This window comes from Flavobacterium suzhouense (assembly GCF_042684765.1).
Taxonomy (GTDB): Bacteria; Bacteroidota; Bacteroidia; order Flavobacteriales; family Flavobacteriaceae; genus Flavobacterium; species Flavobacterium suzhouense.
The window spans coordinates 552,510-577,376 of the sequence record NZ_JBHUMD010000007.1 but is presented as its reverse complement, the minus strand read 5'-3'; the positions used below and the strand labels follow the sequence as shown (position 1 = coordinate 577,376).

Annotated in this window: 23 protein-coding genes; 16 read left to right on the top strand and 7 right to left on the bottom strand. The window is 37.2% G+C overall.

From position 1 onward, the window contains the following. Nucleotides 1-16: 16 nt before the first annotated feature. Nucleotides 17-442: an HYC_CC_PP family protein gene (locus ACFSR3_RS07890; protein ID WP_379820479.1), complete on the bottom strand. Its 426-nt coding sequence runs from the start codon at nucleotides 440-442 to the stop codon at nucleotides 17-19. Nucleotides 443-588: 146 nt separating this feature from the next. On the opposite strand from ACFSR3_RS07890, the gene ACFSR3_RS07885 reads away from it, so the two are divergent. The 7 genes from ACFSR3_RS07885 to ACFSR3_RS07855 all read left to right on the top strand — a co-directional run bounded on the left by ACFSR3_RS07885 (nucleotide 589) and on the right by ACFSR3_RS07855 (nucleotide 6,465). After that, a complete protein-coding gene (locus ACFSR3_RS07885) occupies nucleotides 589-1,047 on the top strand; it encodes a GAF domain-containing protein (RefSeq protein ID WP_379820477.1) in 459 nt (152 codons plus the stop codon). Nucleotides 1,048-1,226: 179 nt separating this feature from the next. After that, nucleotides 1,227-1,496 carry a 30S ribosomal protein S15 gene (gene rpsO / locus ACFSR3_RS07880; RefSeq protein WP_114756477.1) on the top strand — a complete coding sequence of 90 codons (270 nt, stop codon included), beginning with the start codon at nucleotides 1,227-1,229 and terminating at the stop codon, nucleotides 1,494-1,496. A 140-nt stretch (nucleotides 1,497-1,636) separates the two neighbouring features. Continuing rightward, nucleotides 1,637-3,946, top strand: a complete 2,310-nt coding sequence (locus ACFSR3_RS07875) for a polyribonucleotide nucleotidyltransferase (protein ID WP_379820476.1) — start codon at nucleotides 1,637-1,639, stop codon at nucleotides 3,944-3,946. 111 nt (nucleotides 3,947-4,057) lie between these two features. After that, nucleotides 4,058-4,648: a TetR/AcrR family transcriptional regulator gene (locus ACFSR3_RS07870; protein WP_379820475.1), complete on the top strand. Its 591-nt coding sequence runs from the start codon at nucleotides 4,058-4,060 to the stop codon at nucleotides 4,646-4,648. A gap of 73 nt (nucleotides 4,649-4,721) precedes the next feature. Beyond that, on the top strand, nucleotides 4,722-5,180 hold the full coding sequence (locus tag ACFSR3_RS07865; RefSeq protein ID WP_379820473.1) for a hypothetical protein: 459 nt from the start codon (nucleotides 4,722-4,724) through the stop codon (nucleotides 5,178-5,180). 2 nt (nucleotides 5,181-5,182) lie between these two features. Continuing rightward, nucleotides 5,183-5,500 (top strand): DUF3817 domain-containing protein, encoded by a 318-nt coding sequence (locus ACFSR3_RS07860; RefSeq protein WP_379820472.1) that lies wholly within the window; start codon nucleotides 5,183-5,185, stop codon nucleotides 5,498-5,500. Further along, entirely contained in the window at nucleotides 5,497-6,465 is a 969-nt protein-coding gene (locus ACFSR3_RS07855) for a hypothetical protein (protein WP_379820470.1), read from the top strand. Before ACFSR3_RS07860 ends, ACFSR3_RS07855 begins: the two co-directional genes overlap by 4 nt. 106 nt (nucleotides 6,466-6,571) lie before the next feature. Here ACFSR3_RS07855 and ACFSR3_RS07850 read toward each other — a convergent pair whose 3' ends face one another. After that, nucleotides 6,572-7,174 (bottom strand): CDP-alcohol phosphatidyltransferase family protein, encoded by a 603-nt coding sequence (locus ACFSR3_RS07850; RefSeq protein ID WP_379820469.1) that lies wholly within the window; start codon nucleotides 7,172-7,174, stop codon nucleotides 6,572-6,574. A gap of 85 nt (nucleotides 7,175-7,259) precedes the next feature. On the opposite strand from ACFSR3_RS07850, the gene ACFSR3_RS07845 reads away from it, so the two are divergent. Further along, nucleotides 7,260-8,237 carry a hypothetical protein gene (locus ACFSR3_RS07845; protein ID WP_379820468.1) on the top strand — a complete coding sequence of 326 codons (978 nt, stop codon included), beginning with the start codon at nucleotides 7,260-7,262 and terminating at the stop codon, nucleotides 8,235-8,237. A 100-nt stretch (nucleotides 8,238-8,337) separates the two neighbouring features. Here ACFSR3_RS07845 and ACFSR3_RS07840 read toward each other — a convergent pair whose 3' ends face one another. From ACFSR3_RS07840 to ACFSR3_RS07825, 4 genes are read right to left on the bottom strand one after another with little or no spacing between them, the layout of a single operon-like run. After that, entirely contained in the window at nucleotides 8,338-9,879 is a 1,542-nt protein-coding gene (locus ACFSR3_RS07840; protein WP_379820467.1) for a DUF6770 family protein, read from the bottom strand. Nucleotides 9,880-9,893: 14 nt separating this feature from the next. Then, a complete protein-coding gene (locus ACFSR3_RS07835) occupies nucleotides 9,894-11,408 on the bottom strand; it encodes a DUF6770 family protein (RefSeq protein WP_379820466.1) in 1,515 nt (504 codons plus the stop codon). Nucleotides 11,409-11,421: 13 nt separating this feature from the next. Then, nucleotides 11,422-12,945, bottom strand: coding sequence for a DUF6770 family protein (locus ACFSR3_RS07830; protein WP_379820465.1), 1,524 nt, complete (start codon nucleotides 12,943-12,945; stop codon nucleotides 11,422-11,424). 2 nt (nucleotides 12,946-12,947) lie between these two features. Next, entirely contained in the window at nucleotides 12,948-14,228 is a 1,281-nt protein-coding gene (locus ACFSR3_RS07825) for a M48 family metallopeptidase (RefSeq protein ID WP_379820464.1), read from the bottom strand. A 172-nt stretch (nucleotides 14,229-14,400) separates the two neighbouring features. Here ACFSR3_RS07825 and ACFSR3_RS07820 point away from each other — a divergent pair, with 172 nt between their 5' ends. The 8 genes from ACFSR3_RS07820 (at nucleotide 14,401) to ACFSR3_RS07785 (ending at nucleotide 23,567) form a co-directional block, all read left to right on the top strand. After that, nucleotides 14,401-15,936 carry a helicase HerA-like domain-containing protein gene (locus ACFSR3_RS07820; protein ID WP_379820463.1) on the top strand — a complete coding sequence of 512 codons (1,536 nt, stop codon included), beginning with the start codon at nucleotides 14,401-14,403 and terminating at the stop codon, nucleotides 15,934-15,936. A 128-nt stretch (nucleotides 15,937-16,064) separates the two neighbouring features. Beyond that, entirely contained in the window at nucleotides 16,065-16,925 is an 861-nt protein-coding gene (locus ACFSR3_RS07815; protein ID WP_379820462.1) for a hypothetical protein, read from the top strand. Between the two features lie 38 nt (nucleotides 16,926-16,963). Then, the gene (locus ACFSR3_RS07810) at nucleotides 16,964-17,512 is read left to right on the top strand and encodes an RNA polymerase sigma factor (protein ID WP_379820461.1); all 549 of its coding nucleotides are present in this window, start codon (nucleotides 16,964-16,966) and stop codon (nucleotides 17,510-17,512) included. Next, on the top strand, nucleotides 17,481-19,172 hold the full coding sequence (locus tag ACFSR3_RS07805; protein WP_379820460.1) for a hypothetical protein: 1,692 nt from the start codon (nucleotides 17,481-17,483) through the stop codon (nucleotides 19,170-19,172). The genes ACFSR3_RS07810 and ACFSR3_RS07805 overlap by 32 nt, the downstream gene beginning before the upstream one ends. A gap of 148 nt (nucleotides 19,173-19,320) precedes the next feature. Then, nucleotides 19,321-20,184, top strand: coding sequence for a sigma-70 family RNA polymerase sigma factor (locus tag ACFSR3_RS07800; protein WP_020212501.1), 864 nt, complete (start codon nucleotides 19,321-19,323; stop codon nucleotides 20,182-20,184). Between the two features lie 430 nt (nucleotides 20,185-20,614). Then, nucleotides 20,615-21,277 carry a ribulose-phosphate 3-epimerase gene (gene rpe, locus ACFSR3_RS07795; RefSeq protein ID WP_379820459.1) on the top strand — a complete coding sequence of 221 codons (663 nt, stop codon included), beginning with the start codon at nucleotides 20,615-20,617 and terminating at the stop codon, nucleotides 21,275-21,277. A gap of 62 nt (nucleotides 21,278-21,339) precedes the next feature. Continuing rightward, on the top strand, nucleotides 21,340-22,785 hold the full coding sequence (locus ACFSR3_RS07790) for a glycoside hydrolase family 30 protein (protein ID WP_379820458.1): 1,446 nt from the start codon (nucleotides 21,340-21,342) through the stop codon (nucleotides 22,783-22,785). A gap of 122 nt (nucleotides 22,786-22,907) precedes the next feature. Then, entirely contained in the window at nucleotides 22,908-23,567 is a 660-nt protein-coding gene (locus tag ACFSR3_RS07785) for a hypothetical protein (protein WP_379820457.1), read from the top strand. Here ACFSR3_RS07785 and ACFSR3_RS07780 read toward each other — a convergent pair. After that, nucleotides 23,564-24,862 carry a TolC family protein gene (locus ACFSR3_RS07780; protein ID WP_379820456.1) on the bottom strand — a complete coding sequence of 433 codons (1,299 nt, stop codon included), beginning with the start codon at nucleotides 24,860-24,862 and terminating at the stop codon, nucleotides 23,564-23,566. The genes ACFSR3_RS07785 and ACFSR3_RS07780 overlap by 4 nt on opposite strands. Nucleotides 24,863-24,867: the final 5 nt, after the last annotated feature.

Sequence of the window (24,867 nt, the reverse complement as noted above, 5' to 3'; positions counted from 1 at the left end):
AATTATAATGTATAACTCAGGCGTAGAAAATGTATTGGCAGTATAACTGGAATAAAGGCGGTGCATGAGCCTCACAATAGAAAGAAGGTGACTCATGGTTAATTACAGGAGTATATGTAGCAAAATGAGCAGGTTTCCACTCCTCTACCGTATAAAAAGCGCTAAGGTCTAATTGCAGCGATTTAACTATAATGTTATCAGCTTTGTCGTCCTGTAGTTTTACAAGATCATTTTTACAGCATTTTTTATGGCTTTCTGAAGCTTTAGCACAACAGCTTTTTGACTCTTCCTTATGATGGTCGTTACAAGGTTCGTCTATTTTATAAGCTAACGAAACTGACGAAACTTCATCATGACAATAATGCACATTGATAGCAAACCCCATATTGGAAGCCAATATCAGGAACGCTAAAAGTATACCTATGTGCTTATTAAATTTCATACCGTGACAAATGTATATATTTTCTATTAAAAGCGGACAGCCTGACAGCCAATAAAATGCATAATGTGGGAATTTTATATTTTCCAACCATAAAAACATAAGTGGAATAGTGTTTGTCGTAATTTTGTATAAAATAATTATACATCATGACATTCGAAGAATTAAAACCAAAAGTTACCGACATACTTCACCACGACAATACGCTAAGAGAAGAGAAATTACTACAGCTTTGCCATCTTTTACGTGATAACATTGACTACTACGACTGGGTAGGCTTTTATTTTGCCAATGGCGATAAACCGGAACTTTTATTGGGGCCTTATGCCGGCGAACCTACAGATCATACCGTAATACCTTTTGGAAAAGGCATTTGCGGACAGGTGGCGGTTTCTAACCAAAATTTTGTAGTGCCGGATGTTAAAGCACAGGACAACTATATAGCGTGCTCTTTTACGGTAAAATCTGAAATCGTAATTCCATTATTCGTAAACGGAAAGAACATAGGACAGATAGATATCGACTCTAATGTACTGGATCCGTTTACCGAAAGGGATGAACGCTTCCTTGAGTTTGTAAATGAAGAAGTAGCGAAGCTTTATTATTAGTTATAAAGTTGAAAGTTGGAAAGTTAAAATTCGCTGAATCACATAGTAACAAAACTTTATAACATTAAAACTTTACGACTTTCAACTATACAGGGTTGCACGTAAAAAAATATTGATTACCTTTGCAGCCGTATAGGATAAACTTATACATACATAATAATCATTTAAATAATATTAGCATGTACTTAACTAAAGAAGTTAAAGCGGAAATTTTCGCAAAACACGGTAAAGCTGCAACTAACACCGGTTCAGCTGAAGGTCAGATTGCCCTTTTTACATTCAGAATCAACCATCTTACTGAGCACCTTAAGAAAAATCGTCATGATTACAACACTGAGCGTTCTCTTGTAAAACTGGTAGGTAAAAGAAGAAGTCTTCTTGATTATCTGAAGAAAAAAGATATCAACAGATACCGTGAGATTATCAAAGAACTAAACATCAGAAAATAATCGAAATGAGAAGAGGTGCCCGCGCGCCTCTTTTTATTTTTATATAATGCAGAAAAAGTTTTGGTTTTTCATTGGGTACTAAACAACTACACGACAACAACACACTAAACAACCCATTGTTTAATCAAACGAATTAATTTATGATTCCTAACGTAATTAAAGAAATCATCGATCTGGGAGATGGACGAAGCATCTCGATCGAAACAGGTAAATTAGCGAAACAGGCAGACGGATCTGTGGTAGTACAGATGGGCAACTCTATGTTGCTTGCTACTGTAGTATCAGCAAGAACTGCTGCTCCCGGTATCGACTTTTTACCACTTACGGTAGATTACCGTGAAAAATTTGCCGCTGCAGGGCGTTTCCCTGGCGGATTCTTCAAACGTGAAGCAAGACCAAGTGATGCAGAGGTATTAACCATGAGATTGGTTGACCGTGTATTGCGTCCGCTTTTCCCGGATGACTACCACGCTGAAACGCAGGTAATGATCCAGCTTATGTCTCACGACGAAGAAGTAATGCCTGATGCACTTGCAGGTCTTGCAGCTTCTGCCGCACTTGCAGTGTCTGACGTTCCTTTCTACACACTTATCTCTGAGGTACGTGTAGGACGTGTAAACGGACAGCTTATCATCAACCCTAGCAAAGCTCAGCTTGCTGAATCAGACATCGATATGATCATCGGAGCTTCTGCTGATACTATCGCGATGGTTGAGGGTGAGATGAAAGAGATCTCTGAAGCTGAAATGGTTGAGGCAATTAAATTTGCTCACGAAGCTATTAAACTTCAGGTTGCTGCTCAGGAAAAACTAAGAGCTGCTATCGGAAAAGAATTCAGAACATACGAGCCTGAAGCTAATGACGATGAAGTAAAAGCTAAAGTTTACGAACTTGCTTACGATAAATTCTTCAACATCGCTAAAGAAAGTTCTGCTAAGCATGAGCGTTCTGAGAAATTTGCTGAGGTGAAAGAAGAAGTTAAAGCTGCCTTTACAGAAGAAGAACTTCTTGAAAAAGCGGAGCTTATCTCTAAATACCTTTACAAATCTCAAAAAGAGGCTGTAAGAAACGTTATCCTTGATCTTGGTATCCGCCTTGATGGAAGGAAAACAACTGAAATCCGTCCAATATGGTGTGAGATAGATTATCTTCCATCTGCACACGGATCATCAATCTTCACAAGAGGTGAAACTCAGGCGCTTGCTACTGTAACGCTTGGTACATCTCGTGAGGCTAACATCATCGACCTACCGTCTGAACAAGGTGAAGAGCGTTTCTACCTTCACTATAACTTCCCTCCTTTCTCTACAGGTGAGGCTAAACCACTAAGAGGAACTTCAAGAAGAGAGGTTGGACACGGTAACCTTGCACAACGTGCACTTAAAAACATGATTGCTGACGAGAACCCATATACTGTACGTGTAGTATCTGAAGTACTTGAATCTAACGGTTCATCTTCAATGGCTACTGTATGTGCGGGTACGCTTGCACTTCTTGATGCTGGTGTAAAAATGAAAAAACCGGTTTCCGGTATCGCTATGGGACTTATCTCTGACGATGCTACAGGACGTTGGGCTGTACTTTCAGACATCCTTGGTGATGAGGATCACTTAGGAGATATGGACTTTAAAGTTACAGGTACGGCTGATGGTATCACTGCTTGTCAGATGGACATCAAAATCGACGGTCTTAACTACGAGATCATGGAACAAGCCCTTAACCAGGCTCGCGACGGACGTCTTCATATACTTGGTAAACTTACTGAGGTTATCGATACTCCAAGAGAAACTGTTAAGCGTCATGCTCCAAAAATTGTTACTGTTACTATCCCTGGTGCATACATTGGTGCACTTATCGGACCTGGTGGAAAAGTTATTCAGGAACTTCAGAAAGCTTCAGGCACAACTATCGTTATCAACGAGGTTAATGAGCAGGGAGAAGTTGAGATCCTTGGTACAAGCCCTGAAGGAATCGATATGGTACTACGTAAAATTGACTCTATTATCTTCAAACCACAAGTTGGCGAAACTTACAGCGTAAAAGTTATAAAAATGCTTGACTTTGGTGCTGTAGTAGAGTATATGGATGCTCCTGGTAATGAAGTATTGCTTCACGTATCTGAGCTTGCATGGGAACGTACTGAAAACGTAACTGACGTTGTGAATATGGGAGACGTATTTGATGTAAAATACATCGGTATCGATCCTAAAACAAGAAAAGAAAAAGTTTCAAGAAAAGCATTACTGCCTCGCCCTCCAAGGGATGAGAATGCTCCTAAACGCGAAGACCGTGGCCCTCGTGACAACAACCGTGACAACCGTGGCGGTGGAAACAGAGACAACCGTGGATCAAGAGATGACAGAAACTCTCGTGACCGTGGCCCAAGAGAAGAGCGCAGGAATGACGCTCCGCAAAATGAAAATAATGGTGAAGCTCCTCAGGAGTCTTAATCATCCTTATAAAAGGTTAATTATAAAAACCCTGTTACTGAAAAGTGACAGGGTTTTTACTTTTACCGTATTTACAAAAAAGTTGCATCTTTGCAGCCTAATCAAATTATAATGTCTGCTAAAGCTGCCGCTACCCGACTCAACATACTGCAGAAAGCCTTTGGGCTTGTGTACCAGAACGGCTACCGCAGTACCAGCGTAGACGAGATTATTGCTACAACACAGGTTACAAAGGGTGCTTTCTTTTATCATTTTAAAAACAAGGACGAAATGGGTCTGGCGATGATAAATGAAGTTATAGTTCCCGGTATGCAGGGAGCATTGATAGGTCCGCTTTCTGATAGCGACGACCCTGTTACCGAGATTTATGCCATGATGCATTCGCTACTCATGGAAAACCCTTTTTTCATTGTGAAATATGGCTGCCCTGCCGTTAATCTGGTTGAAGAAATGGCTTCTCACAATGAGGCCTTTCAATCGGCTTTAATGAAGCTTAACAACCAATGGCACGAAGCCATAGCTATTTGCCTGGAAAAAGGCAAAACTTCAGGAAAAATAAAAAAAGACACTGACAGCAAGCAGGTTGCCTACTTCATTATGGCAGGTTATGGGGGCATCAGAAACCTTGGTAAAATCTATGGAAAAGAGATTTACAAAGGCCATTTGGAACAGCTTAAAATTTACCTTGAAACACTGATGTAATTTTTTTTTATAAAAACATACTAATTGGTATGTTTTTAATATATCTTTGCATCATCAATCAAAAATCACAGTTATGCATCAATCACTTCTTGCCGCCCATTCCCTCTTCAGGTGGGCGGTTCTTTTCGCTTTGCTGTTTTCAATTTATAAGGCATGGCAGGGACATAGAAAACTATTGCCCTTTACTAAAACAGACAATTCCTTACGCCACTGGACAGCAACTATTGCGCACATCCAACTGCTATTGGGAATTATACTATATACCCAAAGTCCGGTTGCCAAAGCAATGGTTTCTGAAATAAAAAACGGCTGGAGTGATCCTGTTTTCTTTGGGTTGCTGCATCTATGCCTGATGCTTACCGCAGTTGTTTTTATTACAATAGGATCAGCGAAAGCTAAAAGAGCAGCAACAGACAGCAGTAAATTTAAAATTATGCTGACATTCTTCTCAATTGGGCTATGCATCATCCTGATAGCTATTCCATGGCCTTTCTCACCTCTTACGCAACGCCCTTATCTAAGACATTTTTAACTATGACACATTTATTCAAAACCAATATTGGCCGTCTCAGGATACTGGGATTTTTAGAAGGCCTGTCACTATTAGTACTTGTATTTATTGCTGTACCCCTTAAATACTTTTCGCAGGATCCATCACTTGTAAAAGCAATGGGACCTATACATGGTGGACTTTTTTTGTTGTTCATTTTCAATGCGCTGAGTGTTGGCGTAGAGCAGCAATGGAAATTCAAAGAAACAACATGGAAAGTATTACTTGCCTGCTTTATACCTTTTGGCACATTTTACATTGACCATAAAATATTGGCTAAAATCGCAACACCTAAACAATGAAATCAGGAATAACATCCCTTCTCTTCTGTTTTATTTTAATAGCGTGTTCATCTAATAATGGAAAAGAAGGCTTTTCAAAAAACAATATAAAGTTCCCCGATTCATTATCATCCTTCCATTTGTTCAAAGGAAACATGGCAGATTTAATTCCGGCGGACAGTGTTCAGGCACTTGAACTCTCCTCTACCCTGTTTACAGACTATGCAGAAAAACAGCGACTGCTAAAGCTCCCAACAGGAACATCAATAAAGGGAAAAGGTGACGGCCTTCCTGATTTTCCTGACGGAGCTATACTTGCCAAAACTTTTTATTATACTGCAAAACAGACAGAAGGGAAGAAAAAAATTATTGAAACACGAATATTAAAAAAGCATAACGGCTTATGGAATGTCGCTACTTATAAATGGAATGACAATCAGACTAATGCTTTTTTGGTAAATGATGGCGACAAAGTCCCGGTAACTGTTACCCTACCGGATGGCGAAAGAAAACAGATAAATTATAAAATCCCTACCGTATATGATTGTTATGATTGCCACAGAAGCAATAACGAACTGACACCCATTGGCCCAAAACTCCATAATCTTAATGTGGATATTTTCATTCAGGGAAAAACGATCCCTCAATTACAATTACTGAGCAATAAGGGATTGCTTTCGTTAAAAGGGCATGAAAAAATAGCAAAGCTGCCATCCTATAAAAATGGCAACCTCACTACAGAAAAAAGAGCAAGGGCCTATTTTGAAATAAACTGTGCCCATTGTCATAACCCTAACGGCTTTGCCGGTGCATATAGTCTTGATCTGCGGTATGAAAATGAGTTTGAAAACACTGGCATTTTCTTCAACAAATGGAATATAGAGCACCGAATGACCGTTAGGGACATGCCTAAGCTAGGAACAACCATAGTTGACAAAGAAGGCCTGAAGCTTATTCAGGACTACCTTAAGACCCTAAAAAAGTAATCAGGTTTTATGGCTAACCCAGTAAAAAACCCTCGCTGCAAAGTAACAGGCATCAAAGTAAAAAATGGAATGCTGCCAAAGCCTGATTATAACGGGGAGCATACAGCTATCCGTTAAAAAGACTGTTCTTTTTAAAGCTTTTCCCTTTTCTGATAAGCCAGGCGTGGTAGCAGCTGGGCACATCATGCGTCCATTTGGGCAGGAACAGGATTATGAGGTAAACATCTATATGGGAAATAAAAGCAAAAACTATTGCCAGCGCAAATGCCCAGCCTGCCTGACCAAAACCTATAATAGACACAAAAGCCATAAACAAAGTTATTCCCCATAATTTTGAAAGAAAGGCATGGGTACAGGTTTCCTTCCCAAACTTCAGTATACTGAACAGATAGGTAAGGCCTTCCATAACAAAGATCATGATGATCGCATATTTATTATGGATTACAATTTCAGGATTGAGCAGCCAGGCACACCATCCGGCACTCACCCAAAAGACTAAATCAGTCTGACTATCCATTCTTCTCAGTTTTTCAGAAGAAACACCAGTTTTGCGTGCAATGATGCCATCGAAAACATCAGACAGTATACCTAACAACAGTAATATCACCAATTCACTCCTAACAGCATCATGATACGTATAAGTAAGCAGAATCATTACCGGAGCCAGTAAAAAGCGGAATCCAATCAATAAATATGGTACAATTTTCATAATAAAGTGGTTAAATTTCATATCAAACTTATTGTGATTAAAACAATTAAAGTTGTGGAAATGAATAATATTAAATATTATATTTGTGAAAATCGCAAATATGGATAACCAGGATAAATTGCTGAAAGCCATACGGCAGAAGCTGGAAAAATCAGTTTCATTAATTGATGAGATTGCTGCAATACTCAACATCAGCTATGATGCTTCGCACAGGCGTGTATCACAAAAGAGTAAGTTTTCTATTGAAGAAACCATAGCGCTATGCAGGCATTATTCGTTATCAATGGATTCGCTTTTTACCGGTGAGGAAAATGTAATAGTGCAAAAGACAAGTGAGATACGCTCCATGCAGGATATGGAAAACTATTTTAAAGAGTCGTCCGAAAAACTGAAAGACTACCTTCATATGCCTGATACCGTTATGTATTATTCAGCGAAGGACATCCCTCTATTTTATACCATAGGCGGAACACTGCTATCTAAATTCAAATTATATGTATGGCTCAACCTGCTATCGGGTACGCAAAACCAGGACAGCTTTGAGAATTTTTCCATAAACAGTTCACTAATTGAATATAGTTCAGGACTTAAAGCTGTTTACGACAAAGTGGAAGTAAACGAGGTGTGGAACGACACTACCATAAACAGTACACTGCAACAGGTATATTATTTCTTTCAGTCGGGGCTGCTCTCCCTGCCCAATGCCATAGCCTTGTGCGAAGACCTGAAAAAGATTCTTACTACCGCTGAAGAACGTTGCAGTAAAACTGATACAGGCTTTAACCTTTACTACAATGAACTACTGATTTTAAATAACAATGTTTTGCTTTCTGCGAAACAACAGCAATCTTTATTTGTGCCCTACACCATGTTAGGTTATTTTATAACTTCCGATATAACAACCTGCCAAAATGCACTTGACTTTTTTAAGCATCAGGTTCGCAGTTCAAAATCGCTGAACCAGTCGGGTACGCGCGACAGAAAATTATTCTTTAACCGCGGACATCAGAAGGTTGAATTTTACCTTCAGAAAATGCAGAACGAAGTAGAAATCAGTTTTTAAATTTTGCTTCAAAATAATGGAACAAAAAAACCTGCTCAATCTAATGAACAGGTTTAGTATAATTTTTTTAATTAAGAGTCATCTTTTAGATGCGCTCATTCTAATAATTAATCTTTTCAAGCCTATATTCTAAAGGTTTTTGTCCTTCAAAATCTTCTACTAATAAAATATAGCCTTGTTTAGCATTATAAGCACTTATTGTGCTTGTCTCTGTCTTAAGTTCTAATGTTTGCTTTTTAAATTCCCCATCAGAGTAGGATACTATACCATAATGAGTGCTTTTTTTCTTTTTATTTGATTTCTTCTCATTATCATTAAAGAAAAACAAATACTCATTATCACCCAAATCCTGATAGTCTATAAAATCGAATGCTCCGGCCCTCTTAATTGTTCCGGAAAACGCATTAGACCCTGATAATTTATTCCTGAATTTAGACACTTCAAAAACCTCTTTAAAAGCCAGCTTATTATCGAGCTTAAAAAAATACAGATTATTTGTTGTTACGGGCTTATTAATGAATGCTTCTGTAACAACTATTACGTCTCCATTTTCCTGCAAGAGCATATTATGAGTATATAAATACCCTTCTTTTTTTACGTATCCTTTTTTAGTGATGTCCAGTTTGCCTGCAAGACTCTCCCATTTTAAATAATCCTTACTTAATAAATTTCCGGTTGACTTATCCAGCACAAAACAATACCAGCCAATATTCTTAACATCGTCAACCAGCTTCCCTGCATAATAATTCCCCATAAGATATATCTTATCTTTTGTGAGCTTACATTCCATGGTATAGCTGTATTTGTCAATTTCAGGATAGACAAATTCACTTTGTTGTTTTCCGGTTTTAGAATCAACTAATAAAATAGAAAATCCACGCTTATACTCAACATATATTTTTCCTCTCACCTTTGCTTTTTGATTAAGCATCACTATAACATCCTCATCTGATTTAAGGTAAATCAGTCTTTTTAAGTCATTTTTCGGGTTAACCTGATATACATATTTCCATTTTTCTTTTAAATCGCCATCATAGCACTTTAAATACCTTTCCGTAACATCTTCTTCGTTTAAAAGGCCTTCTACATTAACTACCAGACCAACTTTATCATAAGGTTGAAAATACTCCGTTTGATTTTTTTTCCAATTTGTATTTTTTCTATCAAAAACAGGATTAACAAATAATTCGTTGTTGTTAAAAATAAACGGCTGACTTAGTTCATTGGTTTTAAGATCAAGAATCCTATATCGCCCAAAATCAAATCCATATGCAGATATAAAACCATCAGATGTTACATTATCCCTGAAATCAAGTAATAACTTGTTATCTTCGCTCAAAGTTGCATTGACTTTAACCCCCTCTGCTTTTATTAGCCACGATTCATATTTCATTTCTGAAATAAAGCCGTTTGTAACTTTTACCAGATTTTCGTCAAGAACCACATATTCAAGCTCATAAGTTTCTTTAGCTATCTTATCAGACATAAAAAGAAGAAAATACCCTTTTATATTATTTCTGCTATCTTTAATAATAGATGTAGAGTATAGTTTGCCTTTAGAAAACTCATTAAGTTTAGCAATTTGTCCATTCATGGAAAAAAGGCAAAACAAAGAAAACACCAGCAAGTATATCTGTCTCATTTTAAATATTTAGTTTAGTAATTTATCTTTTCAAGCCTAAACTCTGAAGACTTATTGCCATCAAAATTTTCTATAAGTAAAAGATATCCTTTTTTTGCACTGTAAGCACGGATAGCACTTTTATCTGTCTTTAAGTTAATTGTTTGTTTTTTAAATTTCCCACCTGAATAAGAAACTACACCATATAATGTAGCTGATTTTCTGTTTTTTACATTCTTTTCGTTATCATTAAAGAAAAACAAATATTCATCATCGCCAAGATCCTGACAATCCATAAAGTCAAAATAACCACGTGCCCTTATGGTTTCTGCCGTAATGCTTGCTCCTGAAAATGAATTTTTAAATTTACTTACCTCAAGCATATCCTTAAGTCCCAATTTGCTGTCAAATTCAAAGAAAAACAAATCATTAGTAGTTATGCCATCAGTAAACGCCTCTGCTACCGCTATTATTCCCCCATCCTCTTTCAACAACATACGATGCGTATATAACAAACCTTCTTTTTTTACATACCCATTCTTTTTTATATCCAGCTTGCCCATCAAACTTTCCCATTTAAAATAATTGCTTTCCAACAATTTCCCGGAAGCTTTATCAAAAACCAGTTCATACAAACCAAAATTATCCTCATCCCTCAACAAACCTATCTTATTACCATCTCCATATTTCCCTAACACATACACTTTGCCTCCTTTAATATAACAGTCAACGATTCTGTAACTAAACTCTTCTCTTTCAGGAAATCCGGTTTCGACTTTAAGTTTACCCTTTTTTGCATCAATAAATAACAATGAAAGCTGATTCGTAGCCTTATCATATTTAGAATATTGATTAAACAAAACCAAAACGTCTTCATCTGATGCCAGATATGAAATATTTTTAGTTTTTTCCCTATTGTTTTTATCGCTATACTCATACCTCCAAACTTCCTTAAAATTATCATCATAATGAGCCAGATACCTTTTAGGAGAGTTTTTGCTAACCTCGTAATGGTTATCTACAACAAGTCCAATCCCATCAAAAACACCAATACGTTCAGACTCACGCTCATAAGCCAGAGACATACGGCTGCGTTTAAACACAGGATCCATATCCATTTTATTTTTTTTATAAACAAAGGGCTTGCTTATTTCATAACTTTTCAAGTCAAGCACTCTGTAGCGTGTATAAAAATCAATGCCTTCAATTTCATCAGAAAGTTCAATCAATAACTTATTATTATACACGCCCACAACATTTACATTAATTCTTTCAGAATCCAGTATCCAAGATTCATATTTCATTTCTGTAATATAGCCATTTGTAACCCTGGTAAAATTTTCATCAAGCACTACATATTCAATACCAAAAGTTTGATTCGCCACCTTATCCGTCTTATACAATAAAAAGTAGCCTTTGATATTATTTTTTTCATCCCTGATAACATCTGACGAATAAAAATTTCCTTTAGAAAACTCGTTCAGTTTAGCAATTTGCCCCTTCATTGAAAGACAAAACAAGCAAAGCAACAATAAGTATATGTGTTTCATTTTAAATATTAATTTAATAATTTATCTTTTCCAATCGAAGTTCAGATGATTTATTGTTTTCAAAATTCTCTACAAGCATTATATATCCTTTTTTTGCACTGTAAGCTTTAATAGAACTTGTTTCCGTCTTTAAATTAAGCGTTTGTCTCTTGAATTTCCCTTCTGAATAAGAAACTATACCGTATAATGTAGAAGCTTTTCTGTTTCTGGAATTCTTTTCGTTATCATTTAAAAAGAAAAGATACTCATTATCTCCTAAATCCTGAAAATCAATAAAATCAAAGAGACCATATCTATCAATATCGCTCGAGTGTGCAGCAGTTCTGGGAAATTTGTTTCTAAACTTTTCAACCGTAAAAATCTGGTTTATAGAAAACTCTTCGCTAAGTTCAAAAAGATACATGTTATTCGTAATAATAGGTCCGGATTCAAATGTTTCAGCTACAGTCACTATCTTTCCGTTATCAAGCATTAACATATTATGAATGTAGATATAGCCTTCCTTCTTTACTTTTCCTACTTTATTAATTTCAAATCCATCTCTCTTAATCGTTTCCCACTTAATAATCTTACTTTCTTCAACTTTTCCGGTTTGTTTGTTTAGCACAAACTTAAAAAGTCCTAAATTATTAGTATCGTCAAGCCACCCTGTTTTAGACCTCGCAGAATAATTCCCCATAAGATAAACCTTATCATCAGTAATCTTACAGTTTACTACCCTGTACGTATTCTTATCCATCTCCGGAAAATTAAACTCTGTTATAAGTATACCCTTTTTAGAATCCAGCATAACTACAGAATGCCCTTCTTTCCAGTCTAACATCGAATTATTCTTAGTCTCATGATTAAAAAGAAGAATAACGTCCTGATCAGAATTCAAATAAGTAAGATCTTTTAATAGCTTATCTTTAATATTATTATAGGTGTAGCTCCAGACTTTATTGAATTTATCATCATAGTGTACCAGCCTGCGTGATGTAACATTTTCTTTTTTAAAAAAAGCTCTGGAATTCACAACCATCCCAACCTTGTTGAAAAGTAAAATTCTTTCAGATTGATTATCCGAAAAATTAGACAACTTACGGTCAAATTCAGGATTTAGCTTTATGGAATCTTTATTAAAAATAAAGGGCTCGGTCAAATCGTTTGTTGATATATCCAGCATCCTGTATCTCTCATAATATTCTACACCATTAAAACTATCTGTAAACTTTAGCAATAGTTTATCTTTCTCCAGCGAAGCGCGTACACGCACCTTATCAGCTTTAAACATAAAGCCTTCATACTTCATTTCTGTAATAAAACCATTGGTAACTTTTGCAAGATTCTCATCAAGAATTATATATTCCAATTCATAAGTTTCTTTTGCAATCTTATCAGTTTCAAACAATAAAAGATAACCTCTTATATTATTATTTACGTCTTTAATAATATCTGAAGAATAAAATTTCCCTTTTGAAAGTTTACTCAAGTTAGTGATCTGAGCACTCATAGAGAGGTAAAAGAAGCAAATCAACAGTAGAAATTTAGGTCTCATTTTTAAGATTTAAAATTGTTAATGATAAGTTCCAGGTCGGTGGTTTTTATGTTATTTATAAAAGAAATAAAGCGGTTGAGACTTGAGGTATTATTAAGATTATCCCGCCTAGGCACATATCTGTTTATTGTGTGGTTTTCTCGTGAATTGCGAATCTTTACAAGATTTAAGTATATGATATTTCTCAAAACCTCATTTTGAGTATCTTTCTTATAGAGCTTCAGCCCCTCATACAAAGAAATCCCATACCTCTGAAGTGCAATTAAATTAAGCAAGTTTTGATAATCGCTATTCTTTTTTATTTCAGAAAAATTATCTGAAACGCTGTAGTTTTCAGATAATTTAACATCAAGATTATTTTTTATCAATTTAATGCGTGTGGCACAATCAGGATGCGATTTTAAAGAATCAACATCCATTCCTTTATCCTTGTCATATTTAACAAACAAACTTTGCTCCTCCTCAAAGTATTTTTGCTTAACTAAAAAACCATTTTTCTCAAAAATCAATTTATAGTCTGCTATTGTTAGCGAATCCTTTTCTCTATCTGAAACATTTAATTTCTCTAAAACACTTATGGCAGCTTTAGGATTACGAAGTGTTTTTTTGTAAAAAACAAAGCCCAATGAGTCCGCTTCAATTTCTTTTTTTCTGCGCACATTATAATTTTGGTATGTTATATCTTTTAATAAATCATTTGCTTTAGCAGCTTTCCCATACTTCTGACGTTCAATGGCTTTAGTTTTAGCTTTAATTTCATCTGAAGTTGTGACTTTTACGTAGCTTTCAATACCTTCTTTTACATGATTCAGATACTGATGCCCAATTTCATGCGAAATGACAAAAACTAATTCATCTTCATTATCAAGACTCAAAAAAAGACCATAATGCACCACTATGGTACCGTCACCAGTATTATATGCATTTTCGGTAGAATTTCGTGATAATAAAATTCTGTAATCTTTTTTATTCACGCCATTTTTCTCAAGTACTTCATACATTAGCTTTTGCAGATAAGGATTAACCTTATCATCGCAAATAAAATTGTTGCTATCAATTTTATCAAAAAAATTATTCTGTACATCATTATAAATCTCCTTGATAATATTCTGCTGCGAACTGGTCAACGTCCCCATATTTGTGTTGAGACTTTGAAACTTAGATTTATATTCATTATGTAATGTTGTTCTACAAGCAGCGGATGTATCAATAGAAATGATATTAATTTGTCCAAGTGAACACAAGCTATTAAAAAATAACAACAGACATATTATTCCTTTCATAATATTGTTTAAAAAAAAGTTAAATATACATTTTTTTAACAAATTGTTGTTTGCCAAAAATATTTATTGCCGACACAACATAGTCTTATGTAAAAATTACCTTTTTTTATGTTCTGATTTATTTCTATAAAAAATTATCCCGAACTTAGAATCTTAAATAAACAATACTACAATGGCAGATACAGCCCGCTTTTTAGAATCCATTACTTCAGGTTATCAGCCTAAAGGCTCATCAATAACGCTTGGTACGGCAATGCTTAACGAAACCCCTGTTGAAGGCGCATTCGTGAAGATCCCGCTTAAGACCATGAACCGCCACGGACTGATTGCCGGAGCAACAGGTACCGGTAAAACAAAGACTCTGCAAGTACTGGCAGAACAGCTTTCTGAAAATGGCGTTCCTGTACTGATGATGGATATAAAAGGCGATTTGAGTGGTATTGCCAAAGCTGCCATAGAACAACCATTCATTACTGAAAGGCATGCTAAAATTGGTTTGCCTTATGAGGCAAAAGCTTTTCCTGTAGAGCTGATGTCATTATCACATCAGGATGGGGTAAGACTACGCTCTACAGTGTCTGAATTTGGCCCCGTACTGTTTTCAAGAGTATTGGGATTGAATGATACCCAGACCGGTGTTGTAAATGTGATCTTCAAGTACTGCGACGACAATAACATGCCATTGCTTGATTTGAAAGACATTAAAAAAGTACTGCAATACATTACCGATGAAGGCAAAGCCGAAATTGAAAAAGAATACGGAATGATCTCGACGTCTACATCGGGAGCTATACTTCGCAAAATAATTGAGTTGGAACAGCAGGATGCCGACTTATTCTTTGGCGAACTGTCATTTGATATTCATGACCTGATGCGCATGGACGACCAAGGGCGCGGTTATGTAAACATCATCCGCCTTACTGATATCCAGGATAAGCCTAAACTGTTCTCTACATTCATGCTTTCGCTATTGGCGGAAATTTATAACACCATGCCCGAAAAAGGCGATGCCGACCAGCCGGAGCTGGTAATATTCATTGACGAAGCCCATCTTATCTTTGATGAGGCAACTAAAACATTGTTAGACCAGATCGAGACCATTGTAAAACTGATACGTTCTAAAGGTGTTGGTATCTTCTTTGTGACCCAAAACCCTACCGATGTACCTAACGGTGTACTAAGCCAGTTGGGGCTTAAAATTCAGCATGCGCTTCGTGCCTTTACCGCTACCGACCGAAAAGCTATTAAGCTTACCGCTGAGAACTATCCACTATCTGACTTTTATAATACGGATGAGATAATTACCCAACTGGGAACCGGTGAAGCCCTTGTTACCGCACTGAGCGAAAAAGGAAATCCTACCCCACTTGCGGCTACGATGCTACGCGCACCCATGAGCCGTATGGATATTTTAACCGCTGATGAAATCTCACAACTGAATGCTTCCTCAAAACTGGTTAAAAAATACAGTGAAGTTATAGACCGCGAAAGCGCCTGCGAAATCCTGACCCGTAAGATGGAAGCCGCATTGCAACAAGAGGCACAGGCAGAACAACAGAAAGCAGAGGAAAAAGCCGCTAAAGCAGCTCCAAAACAATCAACTTCCACTATGGGAGGCACTATTGAAAAACAAATTATTAAAACTGTAACCAGTGCTACGTTTATAAGGGGTGTGTTTGGGGTATTGAATAAAATGTTTGGGAAGTAAAAAACATTAAACATAGATATAAAGCTCCTATCCAGGGGCTTTTTTATTTTACCTGAAAATATTTTTAATACCATACGCAACCTTTTTCATTTTCAATTACTAAAGAGTAAATCAAAAAAGTAATTATTATGAAAAAACATTTCCTTGTGGCTTTTACAGCCTTATCAGTTTTAGCTTCATGCTCGGATAGCGATACCGAAAACATGAGCCCGAATGAGTCTCCGGTGACACTTCAAAAAACCATTACTTATTTTCCTGCCCTGGAAAATTTTGAAACCCGTAATGTAAAATACTATGACAGCAACATGCACATTGTTGCGGATAGCACCTATGATGCCAGCGGTAATTTTATATCGCGTAATGTACATACCTACAACACGAGCAACTATACCATTGATAAAAAAGATCCTGAGGGAACAATCATTGCTTCGGCCGCTGAAGAATATGACACACAAGGCAGGCTAATTGCCTTTTTTAATTATGGCGATCATTATGAATACACGTATGAAGACAATACCGTTTCAGTAGATTATTACGATCCGGCCGGCGCATTTATCAACATCGGTGTTTTTATGATAAACAATGATGGTAATATAGAGTCGCATAGTGAATTAACGGGCGACATTATCAGCAATGCTACCGCCCTGCAATTTAGCGGTAACACCAAGCCGGTTGCGCTAATGGCTCAGGGAATTACAGGCCCTATGGAACAGATAGGGACTTTCACGTATTATTCTAATAGCATGCCGGCTATGCTTCAAAAGTCTACAGTGCAGATAAACAACGAAGTCCTTAAAGCCCTTAAACTGGAATCTTCAGCATTATTAGGCAATTATTTTTTACAGGATTTTACAGTTGCAGGTAATCCTTACTACCATTCTGACATAGTATTCAATCCGGTTTCAGGAATGGAAGGATATCCGCAGAACCAAACTGTATCTATCCAGGGACAACCATTCTGCTATATTGATTATTTTTTCCAGAATTAAACCCTAAATACTTAGCTTTAACACTTTAAACTTCATTCTTGGACTTAGAGCAAATCATAAAAGGCTGCCGAAATTATAATCGCGCTTCGCAGGAAGAACTGTACCACCTTTATAAAGGGGTACTTTTCTCTCTGTGCCTCAAGTATTGCCGTAACGAAGCTGAAGCTGAAGACAACCTGCACAATGCATTCATCGAAATATTTACTACCATCGATAAATTTAAGGGAACAGGCTCCTTTGAAGGCTGGATGAAGCGTATCACTATAAATAAAGCCATAAGCAGCTTTAAAAAGAACAAACAACTGACACCTATAAAGGATAACTTTACAAGCGACACCGATGTGGGCGAAGAAGAAATGAATATTCCGGCAGATATAATACTCGAAATGGTACAGCAACTGCCCGATCAGTATCGGCTTGTATTCTGCCTTTATCAACTGGATGATTATCCGCATAAAGAGATTGCAACAATGCTGTCGATATCCGAAAGCACATCGAAATCGAACCTGCATAGGGCAAAAGCCATATTAAAAGAAAAAATTACAGCACTGAAAAATGCTGAGCATACCCAAAGCCATGGAAGCTAAAAAAGACATAGGAAAAGTAATTCGTGAAAAACTGGACAGCCTCGACAGGCAGCCCAACGATGCTATGTGGGGTGCTATCAGTGCCGACCTCGACAAACAACAGAAAAAGAAAAGAAAATTTTTCCCATTCTTCTGGTTGTATATCATCAGTTGTACCGTTGCAGGTATTACGGTAGCAGCATATGTGCTTTTTAATACGGAGAACACTGATAAAAAGGACAATTCTCAGCGTAAAGAAACTATAAATACTACTGTTACTTCTGAGGACTCTAAAAACGCTGAAAGTAATACAATAAGCACTCCTACCCCATCTGGGAGCAACACAAGCGAAAATAGAATTGCTGCAGAAAATAATACAGTTTCGATTTCGACAACAAAAACGGAAGGAAATACAACTATGCCTTCTAAAAACGTAAAAAACACTGTGAACGATTCTAAAGCTTCTCATAAAAATTCCGCGGCAAAAGTCACAATACAATCCTCATCAGTCAAAACCAAACAAAAACAGGCACGAACAAATAACAACATCAGCAATAAACATTCGCAGCCTGAAACAGCTTATACAGAAAAAAACAAACCTGTAAAATCTAAAAAAACATCAAAAACCGATACAGCCGCGACAGATCATATAGCCACTTTAGGAAACAAGTCTAAAAATGCTAATCGCTCTGATGCTTTAAATAAAAATACTACTGCAAAAAACAACCAAAGAACTGAAAAAACGGACACTATAAATGATTCATCATTAGCTGCCACCACTAACAACGATAATGCTGCTACAAATGATAAAACGAGTTCATCGGCTATAGAAACAAAGAACATTGGAAATGGAAATATTGAAAGCATAACCGATACAACAAAAGTTGCAGCAGACAGTCTTAAAGTAACTGTTCCCACAGAAGAGGCTAAAAAAGAAGATGAAAACAAAAAAGACAGCATACCACCTGTGCCCTACACAAAATTCTCGGTATATGCTTATGGAGGCCCGTCGTATTTTAGCTTCCCGAACAGAACGGTTGTAACCGATTCCACGACTTCTGACATCAATACCAAATCTACAACACGTTTTGGTGTGCTTTTTGGCTATCATTTTAATCATAAGCTAAGCATTCGCACCGGTGTTTCAGTGTATAAACTGAAACAATCGGCTAATGGCATTAAGCTAAATTATACAATGGAATCCACCGGTACAGAAATCGGAATAATGCCACCTGATAATTTTACCTGGATAGACTACTCTGATGGAGTAACCAATGGTTCCGTAATTGATAAACTTGCTACTGTTTCTGTTAACAACTATGACGCTATAATAAACATTGACCGCGAACTAAGTTACCTTGAGATTCCCCTTGAAGTGAATTATAACCTGTTTGATCGTCGTTTTGGTGTAAATCTATTTGGAGGAGGCAGTATGCTTTTACTAAACAAAAATGAAGTGACCGCTTATAATGAAAATGGAAAAATGTATTTAGGAAAATGGAATGCAGCTGAAAAAACAAGCTTTACGGGAACACTGGGACTTGGATTATACTATAAAATAAGACCCTCTTTCCTGGTGAATACCGAACCGGTATTTAATTATTATTTCAATTCGTATAGCGACAGTAAACCCTATTCCTTCACTTTCAGAATTGGCCTTCAATATAATTTTGACTTCTAAAACACTAACCCACAAACAAATACATCATATACAAAATTTTATCTTTCCTTATGAAAAGTTAAAATCAAAAAATAATTACACTATCGTGTAACTTTTTGCCTGCTCGCTACGTATAATATATACATACATAAAACTCAGGAAACGTTACATGAGACAATTAAAAATTACCAAGCAGGTAACCAACAGGGAGACTGCTTCATTAGACAAGTACCTTCAGGAAATTGGAAAAGTGGATTTGATCACTGCAGATGAGGAGGTAGAGTTAGCACAACGTATAAAAGCCGGAGACCAGAGAGCACTTGAAAAACTGACAAAAGCTAACTTACGTTTCGTTGTATCAGTAGCTAAACAATATCAAAATCAGGGTCTGACACTTCCCGATCTTATTAATGAAGGGAATTTAGGACTTATTAAAGCCGCACAACGTTTTGACGAAACACGTGGTTTTAAATTTATATCCTATGCTGTATGGTGGATTCGTCAATCTATACTTCAGGCTCTTGCAGAGCAATCACGTATAGTACGTTTGCCACTTAACAAAATTGGTTCTATCAACAAGATCAATAAAATGTATGCTTTGCTTGAGCAGAGCAACGAGCGTGCTCCTTCAGCTGAAGAGATTGCAAAAGAGCTTGACATGACAGTAAATGACGTTAAAGAGAGTATGAAAAACTCCGGTCGTCACCTGTCAATGGATGCTCCGCTTGTAGAGGGTGAAGATTCTAACCTTTATGACGTACTACGTTCAGGTGAGTCTCCAAACCCGGATCGTGAACTTATCCACGAATCGCTTCGTACTGAAATTGAGCGTGCACTTGAAACATTAACGCCTCGTGAGGCCGATGTTGTTAGACTTTACTTCGGTTTAGGTGACCAGCACCCAATGACACTTGAAGAAATTGGAGAAACTTTTGACCTTACACGTGAGCGTGTTCGCCAAATTAAAGAAAAGGCAATCAGAAGGTTAAAACATACTTCGAGAAGCAAGATACTTAAAACCTATTTAGGCTAATTACATATTACTACAAAAAAGACTGCCCGGATTTCATATTTTAAATAAAATTTGTATTTTGGCAGTCTGATTTTGTATGTAAAAACTAAAAATATTTAAAACTACAAACAGTTCAATAACTGTTCGTTTTTTGATTGATGATTGAACTCCGGCTGATTACCGGAGTTTTTTTTGGTCTAAACCTTCCGTTTTAGCATAACTCAAATTAATTAAATACGGAAAATCTTACATCATAACGCAAACAGTAAACAATAAATTGTACGATTTATCTTTTATTTTACTCAACACTTCTTATCACCACTCCAATATAGATTAATAGAAATTCGCTAAAAAATACATTATTGCGATTTTTAGAATGGTAATTTTATGACATTGGCATTTTGTAGCTTAGGCAGTTAAGGTTATCTTTGCCTAAACATACAAATTCACGATGAAAAATACTCTAATTGCACCTTCTGTGCTTTCGGCTGATTTTGCCAACCTGCAACGCGATATCGAAATGATTAATAACAGTGAGGCTGACTGGTTTCACATTGATATCATGGATGGTGTTTTCGTACCAAACATCTCTTTCGGTATGCCGGTACTTGAGGCTATAACACGTCACGCTAAAAAAACAATTGACGTACACCTTATGATCGTTAATCCTGATCAGTACATCAAAACATTTGCTCAGCTTGGCGCTACTAACCTTACCGTGCATATTGAGGCTTGCACCCACCTTCACCGTACGCTTCAGGCTATCAAAGCTGAAGGCATGAAAGCAGGTATTGCAGTTAACCCGCATACTAACGTATCGCTTCTTGAAGACGTTATAAAAGATGTTGACGTAGTTTGCCTTATGAGTGTTAATCCCGGATTTGGCGGACAATCTTTCATTGAAAGAACATACGACAAAGTAAAACAGCTAAAAGAAATTATTACCCGTAACGGTGCTTCTACACTTATCGAGATTGATGGTGGGGTGAGCGACAAAAATGCAAAACAACTGGTTGAGGCAGGTGCCGATGTGCTTGTTGCCGGAAACTATGTGTTCAGGGCTGAAGACCCGGTTGCAACCATAGCGGGACTTAAGAAGCTGACCTCTTTTTAAATTTCCAAAACCCAAATAAACATCCAAACCGGCCGAAAGGCCAAACATCTATTCAACATTCTATGAAAAAAATTCCATTATTAATCCTTTTGGCTTCAGGCAGTGTGCTTTGGGGTCAGAACAAAAATCCTTTTGCTACAGATGGCAAAAAGGTAACAGTGTACACCACTGCCGAAAAAACAGGCCAAAAGCTAAGCGCCGAACAGGGCACGCTTTCGTTCACCGAACTGAAGCAGCCGCTTGAAACGCAAATTTCTGTATTTGTCGACCCGAACAAGACTTTCCAAACGATTATGGGTATAGGTGGTGCGATTACTGATGCTTCTGCGGAGACTTTTGCAAAATTGCCAAAAGACAAACAGAAGGAAATCATCGAGGCCTACTATGACCCGAACAAAGGTATTGGCTACACGCTGGCAAGAACTACCATCCACAGTAGTGACTTTTCAAGTGGCAGCTACACTTACATCAAAGAAGGTGATAAGGAACTGAAATCGTTCAGCGTAGACCACGACAAGAAGTACCGCATCCCGATGATCAAGCAGGCTATTGCTACTGCAGGAGGCAAACTGACGATGTATGCTTCTCCCTGGAGTCCACCAGCTTTTATGAAGGACAACAAAAATATGCTGAAAGGCGGAAAATTGCTGCCTGAATTCTACCAACCATGGGCAACCTATTACACTAAGTTCATTAAAGCTTACGAAAAAGAAGGTATTCCAATCTGGGGAATCTCTATCCAGAATGAGCCAATGGCAACCCAAACATGGGAGTCTTGTATCTTTACAGGTGAGGAAGAGCGTGATTTCCTTAAAAACTACCTTGGGCCAACAATGAAAAAAGAAGGTCTTAGTGATAAAAAGATCATCGCATGGGACCACAACCGTGATATGCTGTTCCAAAGGGCAAGCACTGTGCTTAACGACCCTGAAGCTGCAAAATACGTTTGGGGTATCGGTTACCACTGGTATGAGAACTGGAGCGGTGGTGAACAGATGTTCAACAACCTGAAACTGGTTCACGAAACATATCCTGAAACCAACCTTATCTTTACCGAAGGCTGTAAAGAGAAATTTGACATCAACAAAGTATACGACTGGAAACTGGGCGAGCTTTACGGAACGAACATGATCAACGATTTCAATAATGGTATCGTTGCATGGACAGATTGGAACATCCTTCTTGATGAAACAGGGGGACCTAACCACGTTTTCAACCTTTGTTTTGCACCAATACACGCTAATGTAAAAACAGGAGAGGTTATGTACACCAATGAATATTACTACATCGGTCACTTCTCTAAATTCGTGCGTCCGGGTGCTAAACGTATCGCTGTTTCACCAAGCCGTAGTGCTATCAGTGCAACAGGATTTATTAACACTGATGGTAAAGTTGCTGTTATCGTAATGAATAAAGGCGACCAGAAAGTAAACTACAACCTTTGGATAGAAGGTAAAGCCGTAGAAGTTGCGAGTGAACCTCACTCTATACAGACACTGGTTTTCTAAACTAAATTCTCTTATAAAACAAAACCTCCAAAGGCAGCTTTGGAGGTTTTTTGTTTATATTTACAACTTAAAATATAGTATTATTATTGTATTGTTTCTCAACCCAAACCACTTCCAATTTAATGAAGAAAATTATCATCATGGCAGTTTGTTACTGCTTAATCTCTTGTGGAGGCATAAGATCAAATCCTGTTAAATCATATCCCTATTCAAACGACCTTTTAATAACCGATAAGATTTATGTAAAAGAGATTGGAAATCCTTTAATTGAAAAAACAAGTGGATATCAATCAAAATCCATATTAATCACCAAAGGAAGTAGAATAATAAATTCAAGATCAAAGATTGAACCGGGTGATGTTTATGCTCTTAAAGGGGATTCTGAAAAATATGATTTTTATTACTCTATAACAACTGGAAGTACAAGGGGAATAGCAATCCCAAAAGATGGAAGCAAACCAAAATATTTCTATGCTCTTTCAGGCACAACAAGTTTGACTTTGGAGACAATAAAAGAAGATATAGAATATAAAGCACAAACAACTCCTGACGCATCCAAAGATTATTTTAAACAGGAATTTATATTTAGTGGAAGGTTTGGAAATGAAGCAAGATTCACATACAGAGAATACATAAATGGTTTAGCTCGCAATTCTTTTTCTCAAGATCTTCAATATGATTTATCTCAGGACAATGTTGTTGGATTCAAAGGACTCAGGATTGAGGTAATTAAAGCCAATAATACTTCTATAGAATATAAAATATTAAAAACATTTGATTAAAAAGTAACATTTCCTGCCAGTTGCTTTAATGTAATCTCCGATATTTTTGCCTGAAACTGCGCTGTACTACTACGTACACGGGCATTTACATAGTTAAGCTGTGCTGCACGAACTTCTAACTGCGTTATCGTTCCTATGCGGTATTTTTCGAGCGTAATATCAAGGTTTTGCATGGCAATATCTTCGTTGGTTGCCTCAAGCTTTACCAATTCTATATTCGTTAGATATGTCTGAAAAGCCGAGATCAATTGAGAATTGATAGTCTGCGTTTGCTGATCGACAAGTACTTTACTGTTATCAATCTGTATTTTAGCGATCTTCTCGTTACGGTTCTGCAAAAAGCCATTAAAGATATTTATAGATGCAGAAACACCATAGTTAAGTCCGCGGCTGTTGCTCTGCTGGGTAAATCCAAGGCTCGATTCACTGTTATTAAAAACATAACCGGTATTTACCGCTACCTGCGGATAACGTGCACCCTTAACCTGTTTGAGGTTTAGTTCTGCCACCCGTTTATTGATGAGTGCCAGTTGTATCTGCGGATTTTGCTGTGAAGCGATATTCATCAGGTCGGCAAGCTTTAGTTTATCATCGATATTAACCGAATCGATCACCATAAATTTTGTTGTCAGGTCGCGCGCCAAAAGTTCATTCAGGTAGGTTTTTGTATTCTCATACAATTCCTTCTGTCGAAGCAGGTTCGTTTGGTCGGTATTCAAATCCACCTGTGCATTCAGCACCTCGAGTTTTGCGGCTTTACCAATCTTAAATCGGTTGTCTGCTGTGGTTACCCTTTGTTTTGAGATTACAATAGCCGTATCCATCACGGTAAGATTCTGCTGTTGCTGCACCAGGTCAAAGTACGTTGTCATTACATCGCTAACCCTGTTCAGTATCATCAGCTTTAATTCAGTTTCTCCCTGCTTCTGTAATTCCTGTAATTGGTCATAACGGGCAAACATCTTAAAACCATCAAAAATGGTCCACCCCAGGTTCACACCATAATTCATACTGTTATTATGTGCATTATCCTGTTCCTGAACTGTACCGTCACTACGTGTCTGTTTCAGGTGCTGAATATTATTATTCTGCGTAAATGTACCTGCTACATTGGGTAACAAACCGGCATTCGCAAGGCTAACATTCTGCTCATCAATTTTCAGGTCATTTTGAGCCAGTTTGATGTCGTAGTTATTTTCTAACGCAATAGCTATGGCCTGTTGCGGCGTAAGCACTTCCTGTGCCTGCGAAAGCGTTGTGATAAATATAAATGCTATATATAAATAAAACCTCATAGGTA

Coding starts and splice junctions, on each gene's coding strand:
- ACFSR3_RS07835 (WP_379820466.1), bottom strand. CDS start 11,408: ATGAAACACATATACTTATTGTTGCTTTGCTTGTTTTGTCTTTCAATG.
- ACFSR3_RS07850 (WP_379820469.1), bottom strand. CDS start 7,174: ATGAAAATTGTACCATATTTATTGATTGGATTCCGCTTTTTACTGGCT.
- ACFSR3_RS07805 (WP_379820460.1), top strand. CDS start 17,481: ATGCTGAGCATACCCAAAGCCATGGAAGCTAAAAAAGACATAGGAAAA.
- ACFSR3_RS07885 (WP_379820477.1), top strand. CDS start 589: ATGACATTCGAAGAATTAAAACCAAAAGTTACCGACATACTTCACCAC.
- ACFSR3_RS07780 (WP_379820456.1), bottom strand. CDS start 24,862: ATGAGGTTTTATTTATATATAGCATTTATATTTATCACAACGCTTTCG.
- ACFSR3_RS07890 (WP_379820479.1), bottom strand. CDS start 442: ATGAAATTTAATAAGCACATAGGTATACTTTTAGCGTTCCTGATATTG.
- ACFSR3_RS07800 (WP_020212501.1), top strand. CDS start 19,321: ATGAGACAATTAAAAATTACCAAGCAGGTAACCAACAGGGAGACTGCT.
- rpe (WP_379820459.1), top strand. CDS start 20,615: ATGAAAAATACTCTAATTGCACCTTCTGTGCTTTCGGCTGATTTTGCC.
- ACFSR3_RS07825 (WP_379820464.1), bottom strand. CDS start 14,228: ATGAAAGGAATAATATGTCTGTTGTTATTTTTTAATAGCTTGTGTTCA.
- ACFSR3_RS07830 (WP_379820465.1), bottom strand. CDS start 12,945: ATGAGACCTAAATTTCTACTGTTGATTTGCTTCTTTTACCTCTCTATG.
- ACFSR3_RS07865 (WP_379820473.1), top strand. CDS start 4,722: ATGCATCAATCACTTCTTGCCGCCCATTCCCTCTTCAGGTGGGCGGTT.
- ACFSR3_RS07790 (WP_379820458.1), top strand. CDS start 21,340: ATGAAAAAAATTCCATTATTAATCCTTTTGGCTTCAGGCAGTGTGCTT.
- ACFSR3_RS07855 (WP_379820470.1), top strand. CDS start 5,497: ATGAAATCAGGAATAACATCCCTTCTCTTCTGTTTTATTTTAATAGCG.
- ACFSR3_RS07860 (WP_379820472.1), top strand. CDS start 5,183: ATGACACATTTATTCAAAACCAATATTGGCCGTCTCAGGATACTGGGA.
- ACFSR3_RS07785 (WP_379820457.1), top strand. CDS start 22,908: ATGAAGAAAATTATCATCATGGCAGTTTGTTACTGCTTAATCTCTTGT.
- ACFSR3_RS07875 (WP_379820476.1), top strand. CDS start 1,637: ATGATTCCTAACGTAATTAAAGAAATCATCGATCTGGGAGATGGACGA.
- ACFSR3_RS07820 (WP_379820463.1), top strand. CDS start 14,401: ATGGCAGATACAGCCCGCTTTTTAGAATCCATTACTTCAGGTTATCAG.
- ACFSR3_RS07840 (WP_379820467.1), bottom strand. CDS start 9,879: ATGAGACAGATATACTTGCTGGTGTTTTCTTTGTTTTGCCTTTTTTCC.
- rpsO (WP_114756477.1), top strand. CDS start 1,227: ATGTACTTAACTAAAGAAGTTAAAGCGGAAATTTTCGCAAAACACGGT.
- ACFSR3_RS07870 (WP_379820475.1), top strand. CDS start 4,058: ATGTCTGCTAAAGCTGCCGCTACCCGACTCAACATACTGCAGAAAGCC.
- ACFSR3_RS07815 (WP_379820462.1), top strand. CDS start 16,065: ATGAAAAAACATTTCCTTGTGGCTTTTACAGCCTTATCAGTTTTAGCT.